This window comes from bacterium, assembly GCA_024226335.1.
Classification (GTDB): domain Bacteria; phylum Myxococcota_A; class UBA9160; order SZUA-336; family SZUA-336; genus JAAELY01.
Genome location: JAAELY010000548.1, coordinates 1 through 21,308, shown reverse-complemented (window position 1 = coordinate 21,308; position 21,308 = coordinate 1). Strand labels below are relative to the sequence as shown.

Annotated in this window: 26 protein-coding genes; 16 read left to right on the top strand and 10 right to left on the bottom strand. The window is 62.0% G+C overall.

From position 1 onward, the window contains the following. Positions 1–233 precede the first annotated feature (233 nt). Positions 234–1,904, bottom strand: coding sequence for a chaperonin GroEL (groL, locus tag GY725_26825; protein MCP4007813.1), 1,671 nt, complete (start codon positions 1,902–1,904; stop codon positions 234–236). Positions 1,905–1,907: 3 nt separating this feature from the next. After that, on the bottom strand, positions 1,908–2,201 hold the full coding sequence (locus GY725_26820) for a co-chaperone GroES (GenBank protein MCP4007812.1): 294 nt from the start codon (positions 2,199–2,201) through the stop codon (positions 1,908–1,910). A gap of 84 nt (positions 2,202–2,285) precedes the next feature. Between GY725_26820 and GY725_26815 the strand changes: the two genes are divergently transcribed. Next, positions 2,286–3,212 carry a hypothetical protein gene (locus GY725_26815; protein MCP4007811.1) on the top strand — a complete coding sequence of 309 codons (927 nt, stop codon included), beginning with the start codon at positions 2,286–2,288 and terminating at the stop codon, positions 3,210–3,212. Here the strand turns inward: GY725_26815 and GY725_26810 are convergent, their stop codons facing one another. Beyond that, complete coding sequence (locus GY725_26810) at positions 3,213–4,820, bottom strand: acyl-CoA/acyl-ACP dehydrogenase (protein ID MCP4007810.1); 1,608 nt, start codon at positions 4,818–4,820, stop codon at positions 3,213–3,215. A gap of 224 nt (positions 4,821–5,044) precedes the next feature. Here GY725_26810 and GY725_26805 point away from each other — a divergent pair, with 224 nt between their 5' ends. The 4 genes from GY725_26805 to GY725_26790 are packed head-to-tail and all read left to right on the top strand — an operon-like array spanning position 5,045 to position 7,621. Continuing rightward, positions 5,045–5,710 carry a type II secretion system protein gene (locus GY725_26805; GenBank protein MCP4007809.1) on the top strand — a complete coding sequence of 222 codons (666 nt, stop codon included), beginning with the start codon at positions 5,045–5,047 and terminating at the stop codon, positions 5,708–5,710. 10 nt (positions 5,711–5,720) lie between these two features. Then, positions 5,721–6,164: a prepilin-type N-terminal cleavage/methylation domain-containing protein gene (locus GY725_26800; protein ID MCP4007808.1), complete on the top strand. Its 444-nt coding sequence runs from the start codon at positions 5,721–5,723 to the stop codon at positions 6,162–6,164. Then, positions 6,151–7,098: a prepilin-type N-terminal cleavage/methylation domain-containing protein gene (locus GY725_26795; protein ID MCP4007807.1), complete on the top strand. Its 948-nt coding sequence runs from the start codon at positions 6,151–6,153 to the stop codon at positions 7,096–7,098. Before GY725_26800 ends, GY725_26795 begins: the two co-directional genes overlap by 14 nt. A 22-nt stretch (positions 7,099–7,120) precedes the next feature. After that, positions 7,121–7,621, top strand: a complete 501-nt coding sequence (locus tag GY725_26790; protein ID MCP4007806.1) for a hypothetical protein — start codon at positions 7,121–7,123, stop codon at positions 7,619–7,621. 44 nt (positions 7,622–7,665) lie between these two features. On the opposite strand, the gene pyrF is transcribed toward GY725_26790, so the two are convergent. Together pyrF and GY725_26780 are read right to left on the bottom strand one after the other, a co-directional pair. After that, complete coding sequence (gene pyrF / locus GY725_26785; GenBank protein ID MCP4007805.1) at positions 7,666–8,343, bottom strand: orotidine-5'-phosphate decarboxylase; 678 nt, start codon at positions 8,341–8,343, stop codon at positions 7,666–7,668. Positions 8,344–8,403: 60 nt separating this feature from the next. Beyond that, entirely contained in the window at positions 8,404–8,760 is a 357-nt protein-coding gene (locus GY725_26780; GenBank protein ID MCP4007804.1) for a hypothetical protein, read from the bottom strand. On the opposite strand from GY725_26780, the gene metF reads away from it, so the two are divergent. Beyond that, the gene (gene metF, locus GY725_26775; GenBank protein ID MCP4007803.1) at positions 8,751–9,695 is read left to right on the top strand and encodes a methylenetetrahydrofolate reductase [NAD(P)H]; all 945 of its coding nucleotides are present in this window, start codon (positions 8,751–8,753) and stop codon (positions 9,693–9,695) included. The genes GY725_26780 and metF overlap by 10 nt on opposite strands. A gap of 49 nt (positions 9,696–9,744) precedes the next feature. Further along, positions 9,745–10,167 (top strand): PilZ domain-containing protein, encoded by a 423-nt coding sequence (locus GY725_26770; protein MCP4007802.1) that lies wholly within the window; start codon positions 9,745–9,747, stop codon positions 10,165–10,167. A gap of 31 nt (positions 10,168–10,198) precedes the next feature. Here the strand turns inward: GY725_26770 and GY725_26765 are convergent, their stop codons facing one another. From GY725_26765 to GY725_26750, 4 genes are all read right to left on the bottom strand, one after another. Next, complete coding sequence (locus tag GY725_26765) at positions 10,199–10,981, bottom strand: PAC2 family protein (GenBank protein MCP4007801.1); 783 nt, start codon at positions 10,979–10,981, stop codon at positions 10,199–10,201. Positions 10,982–11,039: 58 nt separating this feature from the next. After that, positions 11,040–12,020, bottom strand: coding sequence for a diguanylate cyclase (locus GY725_26760; protein MCP4007800.1), 981 nt, complete (start codon positions 12,018–12,020; stop codon positions 11,040–11,042). Continuing rightward, entirely contained in the window at positions 12,017–12,370 is a 354-nt protein-coding gene (locus tag GY725_26755) for an Hpt domain-containing protein (protein ID MCP4007799.1), read from the bottom strand. Before GY725_26755 ends, GY725_26760 begins: the two co-directional genes overlap by 4 nt. Before the next feature lie 90 nt (positions 12,371–12,460). Continuing rightward, on the bottom strand, positions 12,461–14,230 hold the full coding sequence (locus GY725_26750) for an SLC13 family permease (protein ID MCP4007798.1): 1,770 nt from the start codon (positions 14,228–14,230) through the stop codon (positions 12,461–12,463). Positions 14,231–14,552: 322 nt separating this feature from the next. Here GY725_26750 and GY725_26745 point away from each other — a divergent pair, with 322 nt between their 5' ends. The 3 genes from GY725_26745 (at position 14,553) to GY725_26735 (ending at position 16,433) form a co-directional block, all read left to right on the top strand. Next, complete coding sequence (locus tag GY725_26745) at positions 14,553–15,023, top strand: hypothetical protein (GenBank protein MCP4007797.1); 471 nt, start codon at positions 14,553–14,555, stop codon at positions 15,021–15,023. 149 nt (positions 15,024–15,172) lie between these two features. Then, entirely contained in the window at positions 15,173–15,928 is a 756-nt protein-coding gene (locus GY725_26740; protein MCP4007796.1) for an SDR family oxidoreductase, read from the top strand. A gap of 43 nt (positions 15,929–15,971) precedes the next feature. Continuing rightward, entirely contained in the window at positions 15,972–16,433 is a 462-nt protein-coding gene (locus tag GY725_26735; protein ID MCP4007795.1) for a nucleoside 2-deoxyribosyltransferase, read from the top strand. Here the strand turns inward: GY725_26735 and GY725_26730 are convergent. Beyond that, positions 16,417–16,656, bottom strand: a complete 240-nt coding sequence (locus GY725_26730) for a hypothetical protein (GenBank protein ID MCP4007794.1) — start codon at positions 16,654–16,656, stop codon at positions 16,417–16,419. The two genes, GY725_26735 and GY725_26730, sit on opposite strands and share 17 nt — an antisense overlap. Before the next feature lie 199 nt (positions 16,657–16,855). On the opposite strand from GY725_26730, the gene GY725_26725 reads away from it, so the two are divergent. From GY725_26725 to GY725_26700, 6 genes are all read left to right on the top strand, one after another. Continuing rightward, the gene (locus GY725_26725) at positions 16,856–18,064 is read left to right on the top strand and encodes a hypothetical protein (GenBank protein ID MCP4007793.1); all 1,209 of its coding nucleotides are present in this window, start codon (positions 16,856–16,858) and stop codon (positions 18,062–18,064) included. Then, positions 18,065–18,958, top strand: a complete 894-nt coding sequence (locus tag GY725_26720) for a succinate--CoA ligase subunit alpha (GenBank protein ID MCP4007792.1) — start codon at positions 18,065–18,067, stop codon at positions 18,956–18,958. After that, on the top strand, positions 18,958–19,206 hold the full coding sequence (locus tag GY725_26715; protein ID MCP4007791.1) for a hypothetical protein: 249 nt from the start codon (positions 18,958–18,960) through the stop codon (positions 19,204–19,206). Before GY725_26720 ends, GY725_26715 begins: the two co-directional genes overlap by 1 nt. Continuing rightward, positions 19,203–19,676, top strand: coding sequence for a PaaI family thioesterase (locus tag GY725_26710; GenBank protein ID MCP4007790.1), 474 nt, complete (start codon positions 19,203–19,205; stop codon positions 19,674–19,676). Before GY725_26715 ends, GY725_26710 begins: the two co-directional genes overlap by 4 nt. Positions 19,677–19,872: 196 nt before the next feature. Beyond that, positions 19,873–20,964 (top strand): hypothetical protein, encoded by a 1,092-nt coding sequence (locus GY725_26705; protein ID MCP4007789.1) that lies wholly within the window; start codon positions 19,873–19,875, stop codon positions 20,962–20,964. Further along, on the top strand, positions 20,961–21,308 hold a 348-nt coding region (locus GY725_26700), incomplete at its 3' end, for a hypothetical protein (GenBank protein ID MCP4007788.1). The genes GY725_26705 and GY725_26700, both read left to right, overlap by 4 nt.

Sequence of the window (21,308 nt, the reverse complement as noted above, 5' to 3'; positions counted from 1 at the left end):
GGAGGATTCGAGCGAGAAGCGGGAGTCGCCGCCTGAGCAAGAAGCGTGATCCGATCGCAGATCCGTAGATCTGCAGAGGGTCGCGCGACGCAGCGCAGGCGGATGCATCGCGCTTCGCAGCCGCAGCCTCCCTGTGCAGAGATTCCCTAGGTGCCTGTGCTGATTAAGGAAAAGAGGGGAAGGCCCGGAAGCCTTCCCCTCTTCGTTTCATAGCGAGCGGTGTTCGGACTGGACTAGAAGCCCATTCCGCCCATGCCACCCATTCCGCCCATGCCACCCATGTCGGGCATGCCACCGCCGCCTGCGGGCGGGCCGCCTGCGGGGGCTTTCTCGGGCTTGTCGATCACGGCCGCTTCGGTCGTCAGGAGCAGACCTGCCACGCTCGCTGCGTTCTGCAGGGCCGCGCGCACGACCTTGGTCGGATCGATGATGCCGGCCTTGACCAGATCACCGAATTCTTCTGTGGCTGCGTTGAAGCCGAAGTCTCCCGACTTCTCCTGGACCCGGTTGAGCACGACGGCCCCTTCGAGTCCCGCGTTCATCGCGATCTGGCGCAACGGAGCGGTCATGGCGCTGCGCAGGATGTCCGCGCCAAGGGCTTCGTCGCCCTCCACGGCTACATCGTCCAGCCCCTTGATCGCGCGAACGAGCGCCACGCCACCACCGGCGACGATGCCCTCTTCCACGGCGGCCCGGGTTGCGTTCAGCGCATCCTCGACACGGGCCTTCTTTTCCTTCAGTTCCGACTCGGTTGCGGCGCCGACACGGATCACTGCGACACCACCGGCGAGCTTCGCCAGTCGCTCTTGCAGCTTCTCGCGATCGTAGTCCGAAGTCGTGTTCTCAATCTCTGCGCGAATCTGCGAGCAGCGACCTTCGATGTCCGACTTCTTGCCCTTGCCGCCGATGATCGTCGTGTTCTCGCGATCGATCTGCACACGCGCGGCCTGACCCAGGTCCTGTAGCGTGACGGCTTCGAGCTTGATGCCCAGATCCTCGGTGATGCAGGTACCGCCCGTCAGAATCGCGATGTCCTGCAGCATGGCCTTGCGGCGATCGCCAAAGCCCGGGGCCTTGACCGCTGCGACGTTGAGCGTGCCGCGAATCTTGTTTACGACCAGCGTCGCCAGTGCTTCACCTTCGATGTCTTCGGAGATGATCACCAGCGGCTTGCCGCCGCGAGCCGCTGCCTCGAGCAACGGGACGAGATCGCGCATATTGGAGATCTTCTTCTCATGGATCAGGATGAGCGCATCCTCCATGACGGTTTCCATGCGCTCCGGATCCGTGACGAAGTACGGCGAGAGGTATCCACGGTCGAACTGCATGCCCTCGACCACGTCGAGCGTGGTATCCATGCTCTTGGCCTCTTCCACCGTGATGACGCCTTCGCGTCCCACCTTGTCCATGGCCTCGGCGATCATGCTGCCAATCGCCTCGTCGCCATTGGACGAGATCGTGCCGACCTGCGAGATCTCTTCCTTGGTGCGCACGCCGCGCGTGGTCTTGCCCAGCGTCTCGACGACTGCCGCCACGCATTTGTCGATGCCGCGCTTCAGCGACATCGGGCTCGCTCCCGCAGCGACCAGCTTCAGGCCGCTGCTGAAAATCGCCTGTGCGAGTACGGTCGCCGTGGTGGTGCCGTCACCGGCCACGTCGGAGGTCTTGGAAGCGACTTCCTTGACCATCTGCGCACCGAGATTCTCGAACTTGTCTTCGAGTTCGACGGCCTTGGCCACTGAGACGCCGTCCTTGGTGGAGGTCGGGGCACCCCAGCTCTTCTCGATCAGGACGTTGCGCCCCCGCGGGCCCATCGTGACCTTGACCGCATCGGCCAGCGCATCCACGCCGTTCTTCAAGCCCTTGCGGGCCTCTTCCTCAAATCGAATTTCTTTGGCTGACATCAGTTACTCCAAGATCGCGAGGACGTCGTCCTCGGAGATGATCAAGTGCTCGTCGCCATCCAGGTTCACCTCGGTGCCGGCGTATTTGCCAAACAGCACGCGGTCGCCCTTCTGGACCTCGAGCGCGATCAGGTTGCCCTTGTCGTCCCGTTTTCCCGGGCCGGCAGCGACTACGCGACCTTCTGAGGGTTTTTCCTTGGCGGAATCCGGGATGATGATTCCACCCGCTGTTTTCTCATCTTCTTCGAGTCGCTGAACGATCAGCCTGTTGTGAAGTGGACGAACCTTCGAAGCCATATTGGGGCTATCCTCCGTTGGGAAAATGCGTCAGCTGTAAGCTTGTACGGCGCTCCGACAACGGCAGGTCCGCCGGGAGTCCGTGTGGAGCGGCATCCTACGACCGAAGCGAGGAGTGTCAAGTCGGGGGGATTCAGCCTGGGGGGCTGGGGAGGCGTAAAAGCCCGCTTCGGCCTGCTGATCGCCCTCGGAATGGTCCTGGCTCCAACCGGGGTGAGTGCAGAGGTCGAGGTCTTCAAGCCCTCCCACCGCAGCGCTTCGGAACTCGCGCAGCTGGCGGAACCCCTGCTCGAGCCCGGCGGTACTGCGATCGCCGACCCGCAGACGGGCACCTTGCTGTTGCGGGGAGAGTCCGCGGACCTGGCCCGCGTTCTGACCGTTTTACGCTATCTGGACACGGCCCCAGCCCAATATCGGATCGAGGTCGAGGTGGTCGGCCGCGAGCGCCTGCGGGAGTTCGACGTCAGCTGGGCCCGCTCGGGGGAACTGAAGGTCGGTCGGCTGACCCGGCTTCCCGGTAGCATTTCCGAACTCCGGATCGACGCCCGAAGCTACGGCACCCGCGATGCGGAGCGTCTGTCGAGCGAGCTGGTGGTCATGGAGGGTCGTTCGGGCGAACTCTGGACGGGTACCGACTACCCCGCCCGAGTGCGTCTGTTCGACCTGGGCAGCGGACGGGATCGCGTGCTGGAGACGGCGCCGCTCGTGCCCGTGCGCAGCGGCTTTCGGGTACGCCCCCAGGGCCTTTCCGGGGGCTGGATTCAGCTCGAGATCACGCCCGTGCTGTCAGAGCGCGGTCCGCACGGCGAGATCAACCAGACTTCGGCTTCGACCTCGGTGCGCATCAAGCCCGGCGAGCAGATCGTGCTGGGTTCGGTGCAGAGCGAAGCCGACAGTCAACACACCGGACTGGTCGGTGCTGGCCGCAATGGCAGTTCCGGAGAAAAGCTCATCCTGCTGCGCGCCCAGCTCCTGGAATCCTCGAGCGAAAATCCCGTCGCGGGACCCTGATCAGCCCGCGAGCAACGCCCTCCCCACCACTTTCAGCTGCAAGATCGGCTCGACGCCTTCGAAAATCGGCAGCACCTGGGCATCGACTACATAGCGGCTGATCGGGTATTCCTCGGCGTAGCCCCAGCCGCCGTGCAGCAACTGGCCGATCTGGCTCACTTCGACGGCGACCCGACACGCGAGCAGTTTCGCCTGGGCGGCGAAAGGCGATGCCTTGCGTTCATCCTCGTCCATGGCGGCCGCCGCCGCGTAGGCGATCGCGCGAGCTGCGGCCAGCTGGCAGGCCATCCAGCCCAGTTTGTACTGCGTCAGCTCGAAATCGATCAGAGGGACACCAAATTGTTTGCGATCGACCACGTATTCCGCGGTCTTCTCCAGCGCTGCCTGGGCAAGGCCACAGGCTCGACCACCGGTCTGTAGACGACCGGCCGCGAAGCCTCCCATCTGCAGATAGAAGCCCTTGCCTTCGCCGCTGTCTCCTCCGACGAGGTTTTCCGCGGGAACGAAGTAGTTTTCGAAGTTGAGGGTGAAGCTGTGCATGCCGCGATAGCCCGGCGTGGCATCGGCCTTGCCGACGAGCTTGCCGCCGCCCGGCTGTACGGACTCGAATTCGTGCCCGCTGAAGCGCTCCTTCGGAACGATGAACAGCGAGAGCCCGCGCTGTCCCTTCGATATGTCGGGATCCGTGCGCAGCAACACCGACAGGATGTCGGCTCGGCCCGCGAACGTGCACCAGGCCTTCGGGCCGGTGATGGTCCAGCCTTCTACACCGTCGACGTTGGCGCGCTCGGCCCGACAGTTGACCGCCGCGACGTCGCTGCCGGTGTCGGGTTCGGTTACGGCCACGCCGACCATGAGTTCCCCGGCTGCGATCTGAGGCAGCCACTTCTTCTTCTGTTCTTCCGTGCCGCCTGCGAGCAAAGCCTTGGTCAGGATCTCCGGACGTGTGATCAGCGAACCCGCAGCCGCAAGCGATGCACGTGACAGCTCTTCGGTCGTGATGACCATGGCCACGTTGCCCATTTCGACGCCCCCGTATTCCTCGGGAACCGACAGTCCGAAGTAGCCCAGTTCGCTCATCTTCTCGATGAATGATTCGGGTACGATCTCGTCGTTGCGGTGGATGCGTTCGGCGTTGGGCGCGACCTCGGCCTCGCCGAATTCGCGAGCGGCATCCCGGGTCATCTCGAGCATCTCTTCCAGCGGCCAGTCGGCGCGGCCGCGTTGGATTGCGATTTCCCGCCCGATCGTGCGCACGCGTTCTTCGGCCAGTGCGGATTGGATGAATTCAGCGACCGATTTCCCCGGCGCGTCATCCGCAGTCAGCCCGTGTTCGGGCCCGCTGTTCTGGGCCAATGCTCGGACCTTGCTGGCCACGTGGCCGGCGTAGACAGCAGCCTGTTCTCCGAACGGCTCGCCCGCGTTGCTGGCGAAACTCAGCAATTCCTTGGCCGCGCGGAGTTCCGTGGCCAGATCGGCCAGGCGCGCTACGGCGACCTGCTGGGTGTCGATGTCACGACCGCTGGCAAACGAGATCGCCTTTCCGATGATGCCATCGAGTTCGTTCAGGATTTCTTGCGTGTCTGCGATGGGAATGGGGCTGCTCAAGGGGGTCTCCTGGCGCCGAGAATCGGAAGGCGCGGGCTCCATATGTGCAGGAACACGTCGATGTGCGCAAGCCGGGCGATCGCAGCGCCGGATTGCAGCGCGTGACTCCGAAAAGATTTCGCACCGCGCAAAGCTTGCCCGTCTCCAACCGGCAGGTTCGGGCTGAGAGCGGCGCAGCGGCGGTCCCAGCGCAGGCACGGGCCTTGCTGTTCTCGCAACTCAGCATGAGAGCACTTCGCGATATCCGGAAACGAGACGGTTTCACCCTGATCGAGTTATTGATCGTGGTGGCGATCATCGGCGCCGTTGTCGCGATTGCCGCTCCGAAGCTCACGGCCTATCGAACCCACGAGGACGCACGAGCACTCGCGGACCAGATCCGCCTCGTACTCTCTGACGCTCGCACCATGGCGATCGCCAACGGGCGACCGCAGTTCGTTCTTTTCGACAGCCCCGCCATCCCGGAATGGGATGCCGGTGCGATCGCCCTGACCGTTGACGATCTGGACGGAAGTTTCACGATCTCGACCGGTGACAACACCACGAATGCCCAACCGCGCCCCGGCCTCATCGGGACCGTGGACTTCTACGGCGAACAGAGCAGCCCGTTCCCCACCGCCGTCGTGCCCGATGAGGACGCGACGGGCGGCCCGCTCAGCGCACTGAACAGCGGAACCTCGTTTGTCGACGATCCGGTCACCAACGTACCGGCGATCGGATTCACCGCGCAGGGTATTCCCGTTTCACTGTCAACGCCTACGAACTTCGGTTCCGGAGCGGGCGCCGTCTACGTGACGGACGGAGATTCCTTGGTGCTGGCCGTGATCGTTCAGCCGCTCGGCGCAATCCGCATTCGCGTGCTGCAGCCCGGCTCCAGCAGCTGGTTCTAGGAGGGTCCCGATGCTCCGATCCAGAAACAAGAAGCCGGAGTCCTCGGAATCCGGCTTCACGCTGATCGAGGTCCTGCTCGCCATGGCGATCCTGGCGGTTGGACTGCTCTCGATCGGTGTGGCCCAGCTCTCGGCCATGAAGATCTCATCGCGTTCGCGAAATCTTTCGCAGGCGACCTACGTCGCCGAGCAGAATCTCGATTCGATTCTGGCGCGTCCGTCTAGCGACTCGTTCTTTACGACGGCTCAGAGCAATGTGACGGATCCGAACAGCCCATTCGACATCGATCCGACCGACAACGACAACACCACATTCACCGTAAGTACATCGGTCGACGTGGATCAACCAAGCGCGGGGCTTTCTCTCGTCACGATCAATGTCGTGTGGGACACGCCGAGTCGAACCGTGCATTCGATCAATCTCCAGGGAGTCAAGCGACGTGTCTCGCCCTAACGACGGATTCACGCTGATCGAGATGATGATCGCCGTGGCGATCCTCGGAATCATCACTGCGCAGACCTTCGTGGTCTTCAATACGCAAAAGCGCGTGTTCTTGCAGAACGAAAAGGCGCTCGATGTCCAGGAGGATGCGCGTCTGGTGGTGGACTTGATCGGGTTCGACACGCGCAATGGCGGTTTCATGATTCCGTCCATCGCGGGCCTCTCGAGCAGCGATGGGGGGACTTCGGCGTCCGATCGCTTCTGTGTCAGCGATTCCAGCTATTTCGACTACCCCGGACCGACTGATGTTGCCGAGGCACTGGATACCGCGATCTCGAGCGTGGATCGCAGTGCCATCACCGGTCCCGTGACGAGTAACGTGACGGTATCTACACTCGATATCGATTTTGACAATGGCACGGTCGATTTCGTGGCCAACGCCGGAATCATCCTTTCCGACGGCGCGAAGAGTCACTGCGCGCGTATTTCGAGCATCACTGGAAGCACGATCAGTTTTGTGGCCGGGCATGAACCAGCGAGCGGCCTGTTCGGCGATACCACCATCGTGCGAGCGGTTCCGGCGATTATCTACGAGGTGGATGACACGAACTTCAACCTGATGCGAAACGGTCTGATCATGGCCGGGGGCGTTGAGGATCTGCAGATAGAGTTCTGGGTCGACAGTGGCTCGACCGAAGGTGTGATCGACTCTGGAGAGTTCCCGATTCACGATCTGAACAACCCGGGCGGGTTGACGATGGATACATCGTTGATCCGCAGTGTGCGCCTGACGGTCATCGCTCGCGCAGTAGGGGAAGAGTCCGGTCCGAACCAGCGCTACAACCTGAATTCGCGTCCGACCGCGGGAAACCGCAATGCGGGGACGGCAGACAGCTTCAAGCGGCGGCGTTTCCAGTCGAGCATTTCGCCGCGGAACCTGCTCTAGAGTCTCAGAAGGGACGATTATCATGAGTTCCATCCCCCATCGAGTCCGCGACCAGGAGGGCATTGCGCTGTTGATCGCAGTGATCCTGCTGCTGATGGTGAGCGCGATCGGCTTGACCGCATTGCAGAGTGCACAAAGCGAGTCGACGGGTTCGGGCCGCTCCCGGGCCAAGGTCGCGACACTGTTTGCCGCCACCGCGGCGCTCGAGGTCGTCGAGCAGAACCTCGATCAGGAGACCTCGTTGTACCCCAGCACCGCGCCCATCGACCTGCCTAACTTCATGGTCGATCAGTTCGGCGGATCGACGGCCGTGCGTACTGGAACGACCGACAGCGCGACTCCGCAGGCCATCCAGCTCGTGGGTCATACGCCCGGAGAGGGCGGACAGCTCAACGTCAACTCCGCGAATACGCTCTCGTACGGGATCTACCGGGCGAACATCGTGGCGACCAATCCGGGCGGTAGCATGGTCGAGTTGCAGTCGCAGTACAGCATCAGTGAGGGCGCCCAGACCTACAAGTAGTCCGGACCGCTACAAGTAATCCGGACCGCTACAAGTAATCCGGACTAGCGAGCTGCCAGTTCGGTTTCGATCGCCCGTGCTGCTTCGATCGGATCCGGTGCATTCCGGATCGGGCGGCCGACGACGATGTAGTCGGCACCGGCGGCGATTGCCGCGGCGGGGGTGACGACACGGACCTGATCCCCGACGTCCGCACCCGCGGGACGGATGCCCGGGGTAACGATTCGCAGCGCCGGGCCGACGGCCTGACGGACAGCGGCCGCCTCCGTTCCCGCGCATACGATGCCCCCGCAGCTCGCCTCGCGGGCGACGCGAGCGAGTTCGGTGACTTCGTCCGGAGTTGCCGATTGGCTGGTGAGCCGGGTAACCGCCAGGATGCAGGTATCGGATCCAGCGGCCTGCACGGCGGCCTCGAGCGCTGCCTTGCCCCCAGAGGCGTGTACCGTGAGCATCTGAACGCCCAGTCCGCGGATTACGCTTGCGGCACCTGCGACGGTCGCTGGAATATCGTGCAGCTTCAGGTCGAGAAAGACGCCGGTGTCGCCGTGTTCCTGAATCATGCGAACCGCGTCGGGTCCGGCGGCCGAGTAGAGTTCGAGTCCGACCTTGAAAAGTCCAACGTGACCGCTCAGGCGCTCGACCCAGGGACGAGCTTCGGCGAGAGAGGGGACATCGAGCGGAAAGATGATGCGCTGACGGGGGGTCTCTGGCGCGCGTGTCATGGCGACTAGTTCTAGCACGACACCGAGTGCCCAGCACGCCTGGGGGATCGCGCGTCTGAACTAATCCGCCTTTTCGTCGCCTTCCTTTTCGTACTGATCTTCCGCCAGCAGGAAGAACTCTCGAAAGGCCTGTGTCGGCTCGCGCAGCAGAACCCCGAATCCCGGCGCTACGTTCGAGTTGAACAACTCGAGAGTCCGCCAGCGAACCTCGCCTTTCAGGTTCACGAGCCGGCCGTCTGGGGATTCGAACTGAATCGCGAGCGGGCACCCGCGACGCGGAATGTCATCCGAGAAGATGAACACGCCCGCCTTCGAGATATTGCGCAGATAGCCGACACACTCTTTCCCCTCAGCGAAAAACCGGATGGGGATGCGTCCGCTCTGGATTCGGCGCCGAACACGTGCAGATGCAGTCACGAACGATAGAATCGGTGAATCGATTGAGGGCCTTGAGCGGGTCCCCCGACTTCCCCCCTCCGGAGGATGCATTGCTGATTGCAGAGCTATTTCAGAAGAGCGAGCCGGTTTTCTCCTTCGAGTTCTTCCCGCCCAAGACGGAAGCGGGTTTCGAAAACCTGTTTCGCACGATCGAGGAGCTGAAGAGGCTCGATCCGTCCTTCGTTTCGGTGACCTGGGGAGCGGGTGGTTCCACACGCCGCAAGACGACGCAGATTACGGCCCGCATCCAGAACGAGCTCGGCATCCGCGCCATGGCGCACCTGTCCTGTGTTGGCTCCAGTCGCGACCAGCTCGCACAGACGCTCGACGAGTTGATGGGCGAGGGCATCGTGAATGTGCTGCCCCTGGGTGGCGACAGGCCAAAGGACTACGAGCCACCGCCAGATTCATTCGACTACGCCAACCAACTCGTCGAGTTCATCCGCGAACGCACGCCCCGGGACCGGGTCTGCCTGGCGGGGGCCTGCTATCCCGAAGTCCATCCGCGCGCGGAATCGCCTGAATTCGACATGCGCATGCTCGTACAGAAGGTGAATGCAGGTGTCGACTTCTTGATCACGCAGTTGTTCTTCGATAACGCGGACTACTTCGCATTCGTCGAACGCGCTCGCGAAGCGGGCATCCAGGTTCCGATCATTCCGGGAATCATGCCGGTGATCAGCGCAGCGAATATCGGTCGCATCACGGCGCTCTGCGGAGCCCGGCTTCCGGACGAACTCAAGGAATTTCTCGCGGAGAGCGGTGAGGACGACGAGCGGACACTAGAGGTGGGAATCGACTGGGCAACGCGACAGTGTCGCGAGCTTCTGGACCACGGGGCGACTGGAATCCACTTCTACACACTCAATCGTTCACCTGCGACACGCCGGATCTACCAGGGCTTGTTCAAGTAGGAACTCGCTCAAGCGACCCGTTGGCTGCTCCGATTCATTCGAGGAGTACATGTCCGACGAAGACAAGCGTAAGAAGCCGAGAATCGGTGTCCGTTTCCGGACTCAATACGACGTAAAGCGTTCGGTGGGTTCGGGCCTGGTCATGGATATTTCCGAGACCGGAGCCCTGATCGAGGGTGCTGATCCGATGTTGATTCCGGGCGGCCGAGTTCGTCTGAAGTTCTCTTTCTACGACGACTCACTTCCGGTAGAGGTCGGGGCCATCGTCGTCCGGACCACCGAGAACGGGTTTGGCGTCAAGTTTTCCGGTCTGGATCAGCGACACCGGGCGCTGCTCGCCATGGCGATTTCGAAGCTGCGCAGTTCCGAGTCCTCTGAAGATGCCGAAGGCGTTCCGGGAGCCGAGGATGACGACGACGATCACGGCGTAACGCTGATGAGCATCCGCGGTCCAACGAAGAAGAAGACCTGACCGAACGCCCTCCGGATCCCTCGGGAAGCCGCTACTGCGAGAATGCGCGGCGCTTCAACTCGCGAACGTAGGCGGCTAGTTGCGGGTCGTTCGAGATCAAGTCCGAGACCTCGGTATCGAACTCGCCCGCGCGTTGCTCGAGCAGGCTCAGTTCGAGTGGGAGTTCGAGCAGGCGTCCGAGCATCTGCAGAAGTGCCAGCGAGCCGCGCCAGTTGGGCGTCTTCGTCACGTAGTGGGGCAATCGCGCCCACAGACTCAACACTGGGATACCCGCATCGTTCAGCGCATCAGCAAGGATACCGAGAATGCCCGACGGACCTTCATAACTCGACGGCGCGAGGCCGGTTGCTTCTGCGGTCGCTTCATCTGAGGTAAAGCCGAGTACGTCGATTGGCTGGCTGTAGATCACCTCGTCGAGAAGCGCCCCGAGCATCACCACCTTGCGCACCCCGGTTTGCTCGACCATTTCGAGGATCTCGCGGGTGTAGCTCTTCCAGCGCATATGTGGCTCGACACCGAGCCCGAGGATCAGGTCAGAGTCCTGGCTCGGCATCTGTACCGAGTAGAACTCATAAGCGGGCCAGATGACCTCGCGTCGCTTTTCTTCATTCAGGCGCACATGGGGTCGCACCACCGTGAAGTCCAGATACTCCTCCAGGTCGAGCGTCGCGAGCTGCTGGGCAACCAGTGATTCCAGAAGAAAGCTCGCGGCCGAACTGGCCGATTCTCCGCCATCGCTCCAGCCTGCATAGGCGAGAATCAAGACGGGTTCCCGGAGTTCGGGGGAGTTCCAGATGCGAAGGATGTCGCTCACCTGCCAGAGGCTCTCACACAGCGGCTGGGTCGGCCAATCGAAGCTCTTCGTTCTGGGATCAGGACTCGGGCTTTTTCAGGTCTTCGTCTTCTTCCAGCCAGCCGGATTCACAGCGAATCAGCTCACCGTTGCGATTCAGGTGGACGCAGTTGCGCCCGGAGTCCTTTGACGCGTACAACGCCACATCCGCGGCATTGATCAGCGCTTCGGGGGTCAAATCGCCAGTCATGTCGTCGGTGCAGGCCATCCCGAAGCTCGCGGTGACCGTTACGCTGCCAGCGCGGGCTTCGAAGTTTCGGCTCTCCGCCGAAGCTCGCAGACGCTCCGCGACGTAGATCGCAGCCTCCATGTTCGTGTCCGTCAGCAAGACCGCGAACTCCTCACCGCCATAGCGGGCAACGATATCGGAGCGCCGGGCATAGGCTCGCAAGCCTTCGGAGATGCCCTGAAGAACCACGTCACCGAAGAGGTGTCCGTAGGTGTCGTTCAGGTTCTTGAAATTGTCGATGTCGCCGAGCACGAGGGAGAGTGGGCGTCCGTAGCGACGCGCCACGTTCAGTTCCGCGTCGAGGCGGCGATCCAGGTAGGAGCGGTTCCACAGGCCTGTCAGGCCGTCGAGGAAGCTCTGTTGCTCCAGGATGTCCTGCAATCGCTTCGTGCGCAGGGCGGCTCGTACCCGTGCACGGAGCTCGAATTGATCGAAGGGCTTGGTCACGTAGTCGACCGCGCCGAGATCCAGACCCTTTACCTTGGATTCGGTCTCGGTCGCACCTGTCAGGAATACGATCGGAATATTGCGTGTGGAGGGGTGTTCCTTGAGACGTCGACAGACTTCGAAACCGTCGACGATCGGCAGTCCGACGTCGAGCAGGATCAGGTCGGGAGTATCTTCAATGGCACGCTCGATGCCTGCTTCCGGATCCAGTTCTCCCGTCACCTCGAGATTCTCTGGCACGAGGCGCGCCCGGATCAGCCTGTGAATCGACTCACTATCGTCGATTACAAGAACCCGGTTCGGATTTGGAACCTCGGGGTTCAACTCGCCTCCGACACCACGACAGCGTTTAGTGTTTCGCACAACGCCGACGTCTTTTCCTTCAGGGCACCTGCGTCATCACCGTTCTTGATGGCCTGTTCGAGTACCGTGGCTATGTCGGTGATCGGCTGAAGTCCGTAGCCTCCGCCTGCTCCTTTGAGCTGATGGGCGAGATTCTTGAGTTCTTCGAGGTCACCCGAAGCCAGTAGATTTTCGAGAGAAGTGACTCGCTCCGGTAGCTCGGCGGCGAACTCCCGGATGATCTCCACCATGTCTTCGTCATCTTCGTAGATGCTCCGAATCGGCTCCACCGGCTTCCTCTTGTCCGCAAATGCGGGTCCGTAAGAGTTCATCGGCAGAGATCCGAAGCATGTTGAACCGAGCGACGCATATCCGTGCAATCGAGAAGACAGGAGTTGCGTACGAGTTGCCGGTCCGTGAAATCAGAGCGGCCAGAACACGTAGATCGACGATAGGGCGACTGCTGCAAGTACGAGCTGCAGGGGCACGCCGATCCGCATGAAATCCGTGAAGCGATAGCCACCCGGACCGTAGACCATGAGATTGGTCTGATAGCCCAAAGGCGTAGCCAGAGACAGGGAGGCGGCGACCGCGACTGCGACCGCAAACGGGCGCGGATCCAGATCGAGCTGACCCGCAGAGGCCATCGCGATCGGGAAGACCAGGGCCGCCGCGGCATTATTGGTGATGAGTTCCGTGAGGAGCATGGTCACCAGGTAGACGGCGACGAGAACCCCGTACGGTCCGAGTCCCTCGCTCAAAGAAACGAGCAGGCTGCCGATCACGCCGGCTACGCCGGTCTGTTCGAGTGCCCGCGCGATACCCAGCGATGCCGCGATCACGATCAACACCGACGCGTCGATTGCGCCCCGGGCATCGCCCGGAGAAAGACAGCGCAGGGCCAGCACGCCCATCGCGCCCGCAAGTGCGGCAATCACGATGGGCACGAGTCCGCTGGCCGCGAGCGCCACCACTCCCAGCAGCACCAGCGAAGCGCGAGCTGAGTGCTGACGTCGCGGAGCTTCACTCCGGTCGATCTCGCTCACCAGGTAGAAATCACTGGAGTTGCGGAATGTGCGTTCGAAGCCCTGTGTCGCCTCCAGGAGAAGTACATCGCCCGGACGCAGGATGATGTCACCGATCTTGCTGGCGATGCGATCACCGTGACGGTGGACCGCGATGACGGCCGCGTTGTAACGGCCTCGGAAATTCGCATCGCGGATGTTCTGTCCGACCAACGGTGAACCCGAGGAGATCACCGCTTCGTGCAGTCGCCAGCGGTGCTCCCTTCCTTCCGGACGGTCGTTTCCGGCGGGAACCAGTCCCCGGAAAGCGCGGTTCAGCTCGACGATCGTGTCGACCACACCCGCGAAAGTGAGCCGATCTCCGTCGCACAGGATCTCACCCGGACCCACAGGCGAGAGCGTCCCGGTATCGCGCTCGATGCGGACGAGGAAGAGCCCCAGCAGATGGCGCAGGCCGGCGTTCTCGACGGTCTTGCCGATCAGCTCACTAGGTCCCTGAATCCGCATCTCCACGAGATATTCGCGTGAACTGTCTCCGGCGGGATTGAGAACGTCGATTCTGTCCGGGAGCATGCGCGGACCCAATAGGCTCAGGAACACGATGCTGATCAAAGCACAGGGAATTCCGACCCAGGCGAGTTCGAACATCGAGAATCCAGGGCTGCCTTGAGCTTCGAGTAGTCCGCTCACGACCAGGTTCGTAGATGTGCCGATCAGCGTGCACACGCCGCCGACGATGGCCGCGTACGACAGGGGGATCAGCAGCTTTGAGGGGGAGGTTCCGACCCGCCGACCCCAGGACACTACGCCCGGCAGGAGCATTGCAACGATCGGCGTGTTGTTCAGAAAGGCAGAGCCCAATGCGGTCAGGCCCGTCAACCTGAACAGATTGGTCCGGAGTCCGGAAGACGCTCCGAGCACGGACGAAGCCAGTCTCTGCAGTGCGCCGGTGTGTTGTAGAGCGGCCGCGATTACGAAGAGTGCGCCGACCGTGAAAAAGCTCTGGCTCGCGAACCCGGCGAGTCCCGACGAAGGATCGACGACACCGGCCAGCAACAAGATGACCAGTGCGCCGAGAACGAGTGTGTCCGGTGTGAGTCGTTCTTGAATCAGCCCTACGATCATGGCGAAGACGACCGCGAGCGTGAACCAGAACTCCCAGCCCACGGGTTGCATCTCGAGTCAGACTCCTAGTCCGGGCTTAGTTGCGCAGGGCGCTCAGGGTAACTCCAAGTAAGAGCGCTGCCAGGTAGACCGCAGAGAACAGCCCGAGAGAGACGAGCAGCCTGTTGCGCCAGATCGCGGCGGATCTGTCACCTGGTTTCGCCTCTTCCACTCGCGTGTGCTCGTTCGTCAATTGGGAATTCTCGCCGGATAGTCCTGAGCGGTGCCTCTCGAAGGCATTGCCCACACCGAAGAATCGTATCTTATCGGGCCGTTCCGCGGGCAGCCAGGGGCGACGCGAATACGAGCCGCTATGCTGTCCGCCATGCGATCCAACGAAGTGTTTGCGGGAATGACGCCCGAGGAGAGCCTGGCGTTTCTTGAGGAAATCCGGGAAACGGCGCCCAAGGTTTGTAGCATCGCGCTGACTGCGGCCGCCGATGCCTTCAAGCTGCGCCCGCAATACTTGCAGCGACAGCCCCGACAACGCCAGGCGGAGTGGATGCGCAAGGCGCTCGGGCGACGAATGATGGTGCCGGTCGCCGAAGAGGTGCTCGCCGAGTATTTCCTCGAGCACCAACTCGAACTTCTCACGGAGTTGCTCGACGCATTCGGGCTGGAGCACGAAGAAGGAGTTCTCCAGGGATCGGATTTCGAATGCCCCGACAAAGCCGTACTCGAGAAGGCCGTGGAGGAATTTCGCGGCGGCGAAGACAAGCAGCACCGTGAACTGCTGCTGAAGGCCTTCGCAGCCCAGACATCTATCGAGTGGCCGGCTCTCGAAGGAGTGCTCTAGCCGGCTCAGTCGCCGCCGCTCCGTCCCGTAGATTTCCGAGTGGAAGTCGGATCCCCGGGGCCGACTCCCCAGTTCGCATTGCCTGGCGCCTATACTGGCGCAGCGCACAGTCGGCAACGAGTCGCTGGCGCCTACAGGAGGCGATGCGAATGGATCTGGGACTCAAGGACAAGACCGCAGTCGTGACGGGCGGTTCGCGCGGCATCGGTCGCGCAATCGCCCTGCAATTCGCGGATGAAGGCTGCCATGTCGCGATCTGCGCGCGCGGTGAGAGCGCGTTGAACGAGACTGCAGAAGAGATTCGCGCGCGCGGCGTCAAGGCTCACGCCTTGACCTGCGATGTGACGAAGACCCAGGAACTAGACGCCTTCCTCGAATCGAGCCGGGCCGCTCTGGGTCGCGTCGACGTGCTCGTGAACAATACCTCGGGCTTCGGGATAGCCGACAACGAAGACGGCTGGGCCGCTTCCTTTGGCGTCGATGTCATGGGATCGGTGCGTGCAAGCTGGAAGGTCGTGCCGTGGATGGTCGAGCAGGGCGGCGGTTCGATCGTGCACATCTCGAGTACGGCCGCGCTCGAAGCACCGGGCTCACCTCCCTACTCCGCCATGAAGGCCGCGCTCATCAGCCACGCCAAGAACCTGGCGATTCAACTGGCGCCTCAGAAGATTCGCGTGAACACCGTGGCTCCGGGCTCGATCGAATTTCCCGGCGGCGTCTGGGATTCGATCAAGAACGCAAGCCGTCCGCAGTACGATGCAGTCCTGAGTACGATTCCCTCCGGGCGCATGGGGAGTGCGGAAGAGGTTGCAAACACGGTCGTGTTCCTGGCTTCGGAACGCGCAAGCTGGGTGACCGGAGGGGTGCTCTCGGTCGACGGCGGACAGCACAAGGGCAATCTTTGAACCGCGTTTTCAGGGTTGGACGCCGGAGAAAGGGAGAGCGAGCATGAATCTGTACCTGGCGGGGCCGTTGTTCACCCAGGCCGAGAGACGTTGGCTGCGCGAGATCGCAGTGGAGCTGGATCAGGCGGGGCATCACGTATTCCTGCCACAGGATGAAGCACAGGCCCCTTTGTTGTTGGAGCCACCTGACTTCCACGGCGCCTTTGAGGCCTGTCGCGACGCGATTGATCGCAGTGAAGCCGTGATCGCCGTACTCGACGGTGCCGATGCCGATTCGGGAACGGCCTGGGAATGTGGCTACGCCTACGCTCACGGCAAGCCGATCGTCGCGTTGCGCACCGATTTTCGAGGCGGTGAGGATCAGGGAATGAACCTGATGTTGCGCCGAGGAGCCAACGCCGTGGTCGAGCATCCGAGCACGGACGAGGATCTTCGCTCCGTGGTCGGCGGCTTGCTAAGAGAGCTGGAGAAGTTCGACCAGGAGTCGATCAATCATCCTCGATGAGGTTGTCTCGGCGCTCGAAGCCATCGTAGATATCAGCCGCCACCCGCTGGCCGACTCGCTGTGTGATCGAGCGGTTCTCGACCGGGTCCTTCCGGACCGATTGAATCGGTTCTCCGAACCAAGCGAACTTGCCGCCGAATGCACCCGCCATGCCTTCGTTGTAGATCTCCAGGCCGATCCACACGCCGCACATGATCATCAAGATGCCCACCATTCTGCCCATGAACTGGTCTCCTGCCCTCTGTCTGTGAATCGGTCGTTTCCTCTAATGTCATGAGGAGTCGAGTGCAACTCCGCCTCTCGAGCTAGCAGCGGCCCGGCACGGAATTGCTCTGGGCGCCCGTTTCCAGTACAAAAAGGCGCCCCTAGCCCGGATCGCGTCGGCGATCCGGCCCAACCAGCCCCAACCAACAGGAGCCGCCGTGCGCTTCTACGAATACGAATCCAAGCAGTTGTTGGCCCGCCACGGGATCGTCCTGCCCCAGGGATCCAAGGTGGCTCATACCCCGGCCGAGGCGCGTGCGATCGCCCAGGAGATCGCCGGTCCAACCGTCCTGAAATCACAGGTGCTCAGTGGTGGGCGCATGAAGGCCGGCGGCGTGCTGTTCGCAGATACGGCCGAAGAGGCTGAGGCGGCCTGCGCCAAGATTCTCGAGTTGGAGATCAACGGGCACAAGCCGCGTGGCGTGCTCGTGGAGGGTCGCCAGCCCATCGCTCAGGAGTACTACCTGGGAGTGACTTGGGACGGAATCGCCAAGCAGCCCATCATGATCTTCTCGGACATGGGCGGAATCGACATCGAAGAAGTCGCTGAGACCCATCCCGAGCACATCGGTCGCAAGCATTTCTCCACCTTGATTCCGTTCTCGGATCACAAGGCCAAGGAACTGGTGGCTTCGGTGGGGATCACGGGTTCCGACCTCAACCGCATCACGCGTTTCGTCGCTCCGCTAGCGCGCATCTTCGCGAAGTACGGGCTCACCCTGGCCGAGATCAATCCGCTGGTACGGCTCGAAAATGGCTTGTTCGTCGCGGTCGACGCACACGTCGACATGGAGGCCGAGGCTGCGGGTGAGCACAAGGAACTGCTCGCGGAACTCGGGATTGGCGAAGACGAGACACGCCAGGCGCGTCCGCCCACGCCGTTCGAGATCGAGGGTAAGCGAATCAATGAAGTCGATCATCGAGGCGTGGCCGGCAACGTTACGGAGTTCAAAGGCTCGCTTGGCCTGATCATCGGAGCGGGCGGTGGTTCGTTGACGCTCTTCGACGCCGTCAAGAAGCACGGCGGGGATCCCGCGAACTACTGCGAGATCGGCGGAAACCCGAGTGTGAGCAAGGTCTGCAATCTGACGAAGCTGATCCTTTCAAAACCCGGTGTTGAGAAGGTCGCCGTCATGATGAACGTCGTTTCGAACACGCGCGTCGATCTGGTGGCGCGCGGCGTCATCAAGGGAGTGATCGAGTCGGGCATGGATCCGGCGGAAAAGATCGCAATCTTTCGCATTCCCGGTTCCTGGGAAGGCGACGGCTTCACGATTCTGAAGAAGTACGGTGTCGAGTTCTGCGATCGCAGTGTTTCGATGTACGAAGCGGCAGGTCGTGCGGTCGCCAAGATGAGGAGCGTCTGAGTGTCGATTCTAATCACCAGCGACACCACGGTCATCATCCAGGGCATCACCGGTCGCGAGGCGGTCACCATGACCCGCGAGGGCCTGGACTACGGCACGCACATCATCGGCGGCGTCACGCCGGGCCGCGGCGGTCGCGAGGTCCACGGCGTGCCCGTGTACGACACCGTCGAAGAGATTGCAAAGAAGACCCGTGTCGACGCCTCGGTCATATCGGTTCCTCCCGCGTTCACGCGCGATGCCGTGTTCGAAGCCATCGAAGCGGGCGTGAAGCTGATGGTGGTCGTGACCGAGAACATTCCGCGCTTCGAAGTCGCGCAGATGGTCGAGTTGGCGGATCAACGCGGTGCCCGCATCATCGGCCCGAACTGTTTGGGAGTGCTCTCGCCCGATGAAGCAAAGGTCGGCGGTCTGGGAGGCCGCGCCGAAGACGCGAAGAAGGCGTTTACCAAGGGACCGATCGGCGTCATGTCGCGCTCTGGCGGAATGACGACTGAAATCTGCAATACCCTGACCGCCGCCGGCCTCGGTCAGAGCACGGCCGTTTCGATTGGCGGCGACGCGATCATCGGCCAGAGCTACGCCGAACTCATGCCGCTATTTGAAGCGGATCCCGAGACGAAGGCGATCGCCATCTATTCCGAGCCCGGCGGGCGCATGGAAGCGGATCTGGCGCGTTGGGTGAAGGATCACAATTCGCGCCTGCCCGTGGTCGCCTTCATGGCCGGTCGTTTCATGGACGAGATGCCCGGTATGCGCTTCGGTCACGCCGGGACGATCGTCGAAGGCAAGGCAGATACCACGGCCGAGAAGATCGAACGCCTGCGCGAAGCGGGTATCGCAGTGGCCGAGCGCATCGAAGATATTCCGGTGCTGGTCAAGGAGAAGCTCTGATGGCCCTGTTCATCGAAGTCCAGGTCGCGCCCGAACTCGCGAACGACGAAGCGAATGCGAAGCAACTCGAAGAGGTGTGTCCGGTCGATGTCTTCTCTTCGAAGTCGGGAGGCGCTCTCGAGATCGTCGATGCCAACGTCGACGAGTGCACGCTCTGCGAACTTTGCCTGGCCGTCGGAAAGCCCGGTCAGGTGAAGATCGTCAAGCTCTACGAAGACGGCGGCGGGGCGCTCGAACGCACCGCGTGAGCGCAGAAGGTCCCCGCAAGGTCTGGATCGAGCGCGAACCGGGCCGTCTGATCGGTCGCGGTCACACCGCTGGCGACTTCCTCGAAGCCTTTGAATGGCAGGTGCTCGAGGAGCGCGAGGGCTTTCTGCGGGTCCAGGCCCATCTACCCGATCACGCGCGCAACCCGGCGGGGCAACTCTTCGGCGGCTTCACGCCGACGTACGTCGACCTGGTTTCCCTCTTCGTCACACGGGCGGGCAGGCCGCGCGCTGAGCGCATGGACTGGCTCGCGACCACGAACCTGAGGGTGGACTACTTCGAGCCGGTGATGGGCCCAGATTTCGTGCTCGAGAGCCGGGTCGTCAAAGAACGCGGCCGCACTGTGTTCGTCGAAACGCGTTTTCTGGATCCAGCCGACGAGAAGCTCCTGGTTTTCGCAACGGCTACGATGCGTCGAGTAGCCTTCGAAAAACGCGCGGGCGACGGCTGATTCGCGGCTTCGAAAGCGAATGGGGCGACTCTCCAAGCCATCGGAATTCAACAGGTTTCCGAAGTCCGCCGGAGAACGGGTTGACAGACCGTCGTCGCTGGCAGGTAATGTACGAGTCTATGGGTGGTATTTCCTCCGGTTCCTCTAGACTCAGAATCAGGATTTCATTCGATCCTCTTCTTGGAGCGGATTTTCCATGTTCACCGCGCGTTTGATTTTGCCACTCCTGGCGGGTTCGCTGCTGTTTGCCGGTTGCAGCGCCCAGATCATTTCGACGGAAACTACCCCGGGTTCGTCGGTGACAATTCCGCTCTCGTTCGATGAAATGGATCTGGCCTGGAATTTCGATTTTCCCACCGGTTACGGAACCGACCAGAACCCCGACTATCAACGCGGCCAGCTGAGCGTTTTCATGTGCGCGACATCCGCCGCCCAGCGTGCCGAGGATTGTGCGGTCCTGGTCCACAGCGATGACGGCGATCCCACCAACGATCTGCGCCACGACCTGACCGTGCGGCTGGTCACACGGGCGCATCTGGATCCCGCCTCACCGGCGGGCATCCGAAACGGGGTCGTTTTCTCGGAGGATTTCGACGCGAGAATTCTGGGTGGCCAGCAACTCGCGATCGTCGAGGTTCCGGCCGAACTTGACGCGCTCTTCGCCTCGGCCGGGTCGCTCGAACTGTCTTTCGACGTCTTTGTGGCTACGAGATCCTGGATCGTTCCCGCGCAGGGCGCACCGGTTCTCGGTCCAGAGGACTTCACTGGCTACACCGATACCCGCTGGAACCTGCGGCTCGTCCAGGGAGATGGCCAGCCCACCCCATCGTTAGCCGAGTCTACGATCCCCAAGATCGGTGACTGGGCGTTTCCCGGAGAGGAAGTGGTTCCGTTTCCAAAGCTCATTCTGCGTTACGCCGACTTCTGGCAGGCAGGCGGCTATCCGGGCCAGGACGGCAATAACACGATGGCTGCGGCAAGTCTGGTCGTCCAGTTCCCCGAAACAAATATCCAGATCGAGGACGTGTTCGAGTATCGCCACGGTGGGCGTCACTCGATCGTGCGCTGGCGTTCGCTCGCGCCGACCTATCCGGATCGAATCGCGATCGATCTGGTCGCGCCCGATCTCGACGTGGGCGAACTCGCAATCGCCTTCAGTCCCAAGGCACCGGCCGAGCAAAACATCGTGGCCATGCAGGACTTCACCGTTCTGGAGAGTCATCGCTACGACTCACTCGGCGTCGAGTTGGGCGCTCCCGATTTCGCTCCGGCGGGATGGATTCGGTGACTCTCCCGGCAGTTCGGTGTTTCCTCGCGATCGCATTCGCGTTGGCTGCGACGTTTGCGAACACTGGAACGGCCCGCGCACAATCCTGCCCGGATCCACCGCTTTTTAGAACGGTCGCGATCCTGGGCGACACACAGTCGCTCTCGTTGAGTGCGAGCGATGAACTCGAGCGTGCGCGCGACTGGATCATCGCGAACAAGTGCAGCGAGGGTATCGACTTCGTATTGCAGGTCGGTGATTCGATCGCATCCGGACATCACCTGCCTCTGCCCGATACCTGCGATCCCAGTCTGTGTCCGACAGTCAATTCAACCTACTGCATTGCGAATCGCATCGATCCGGGT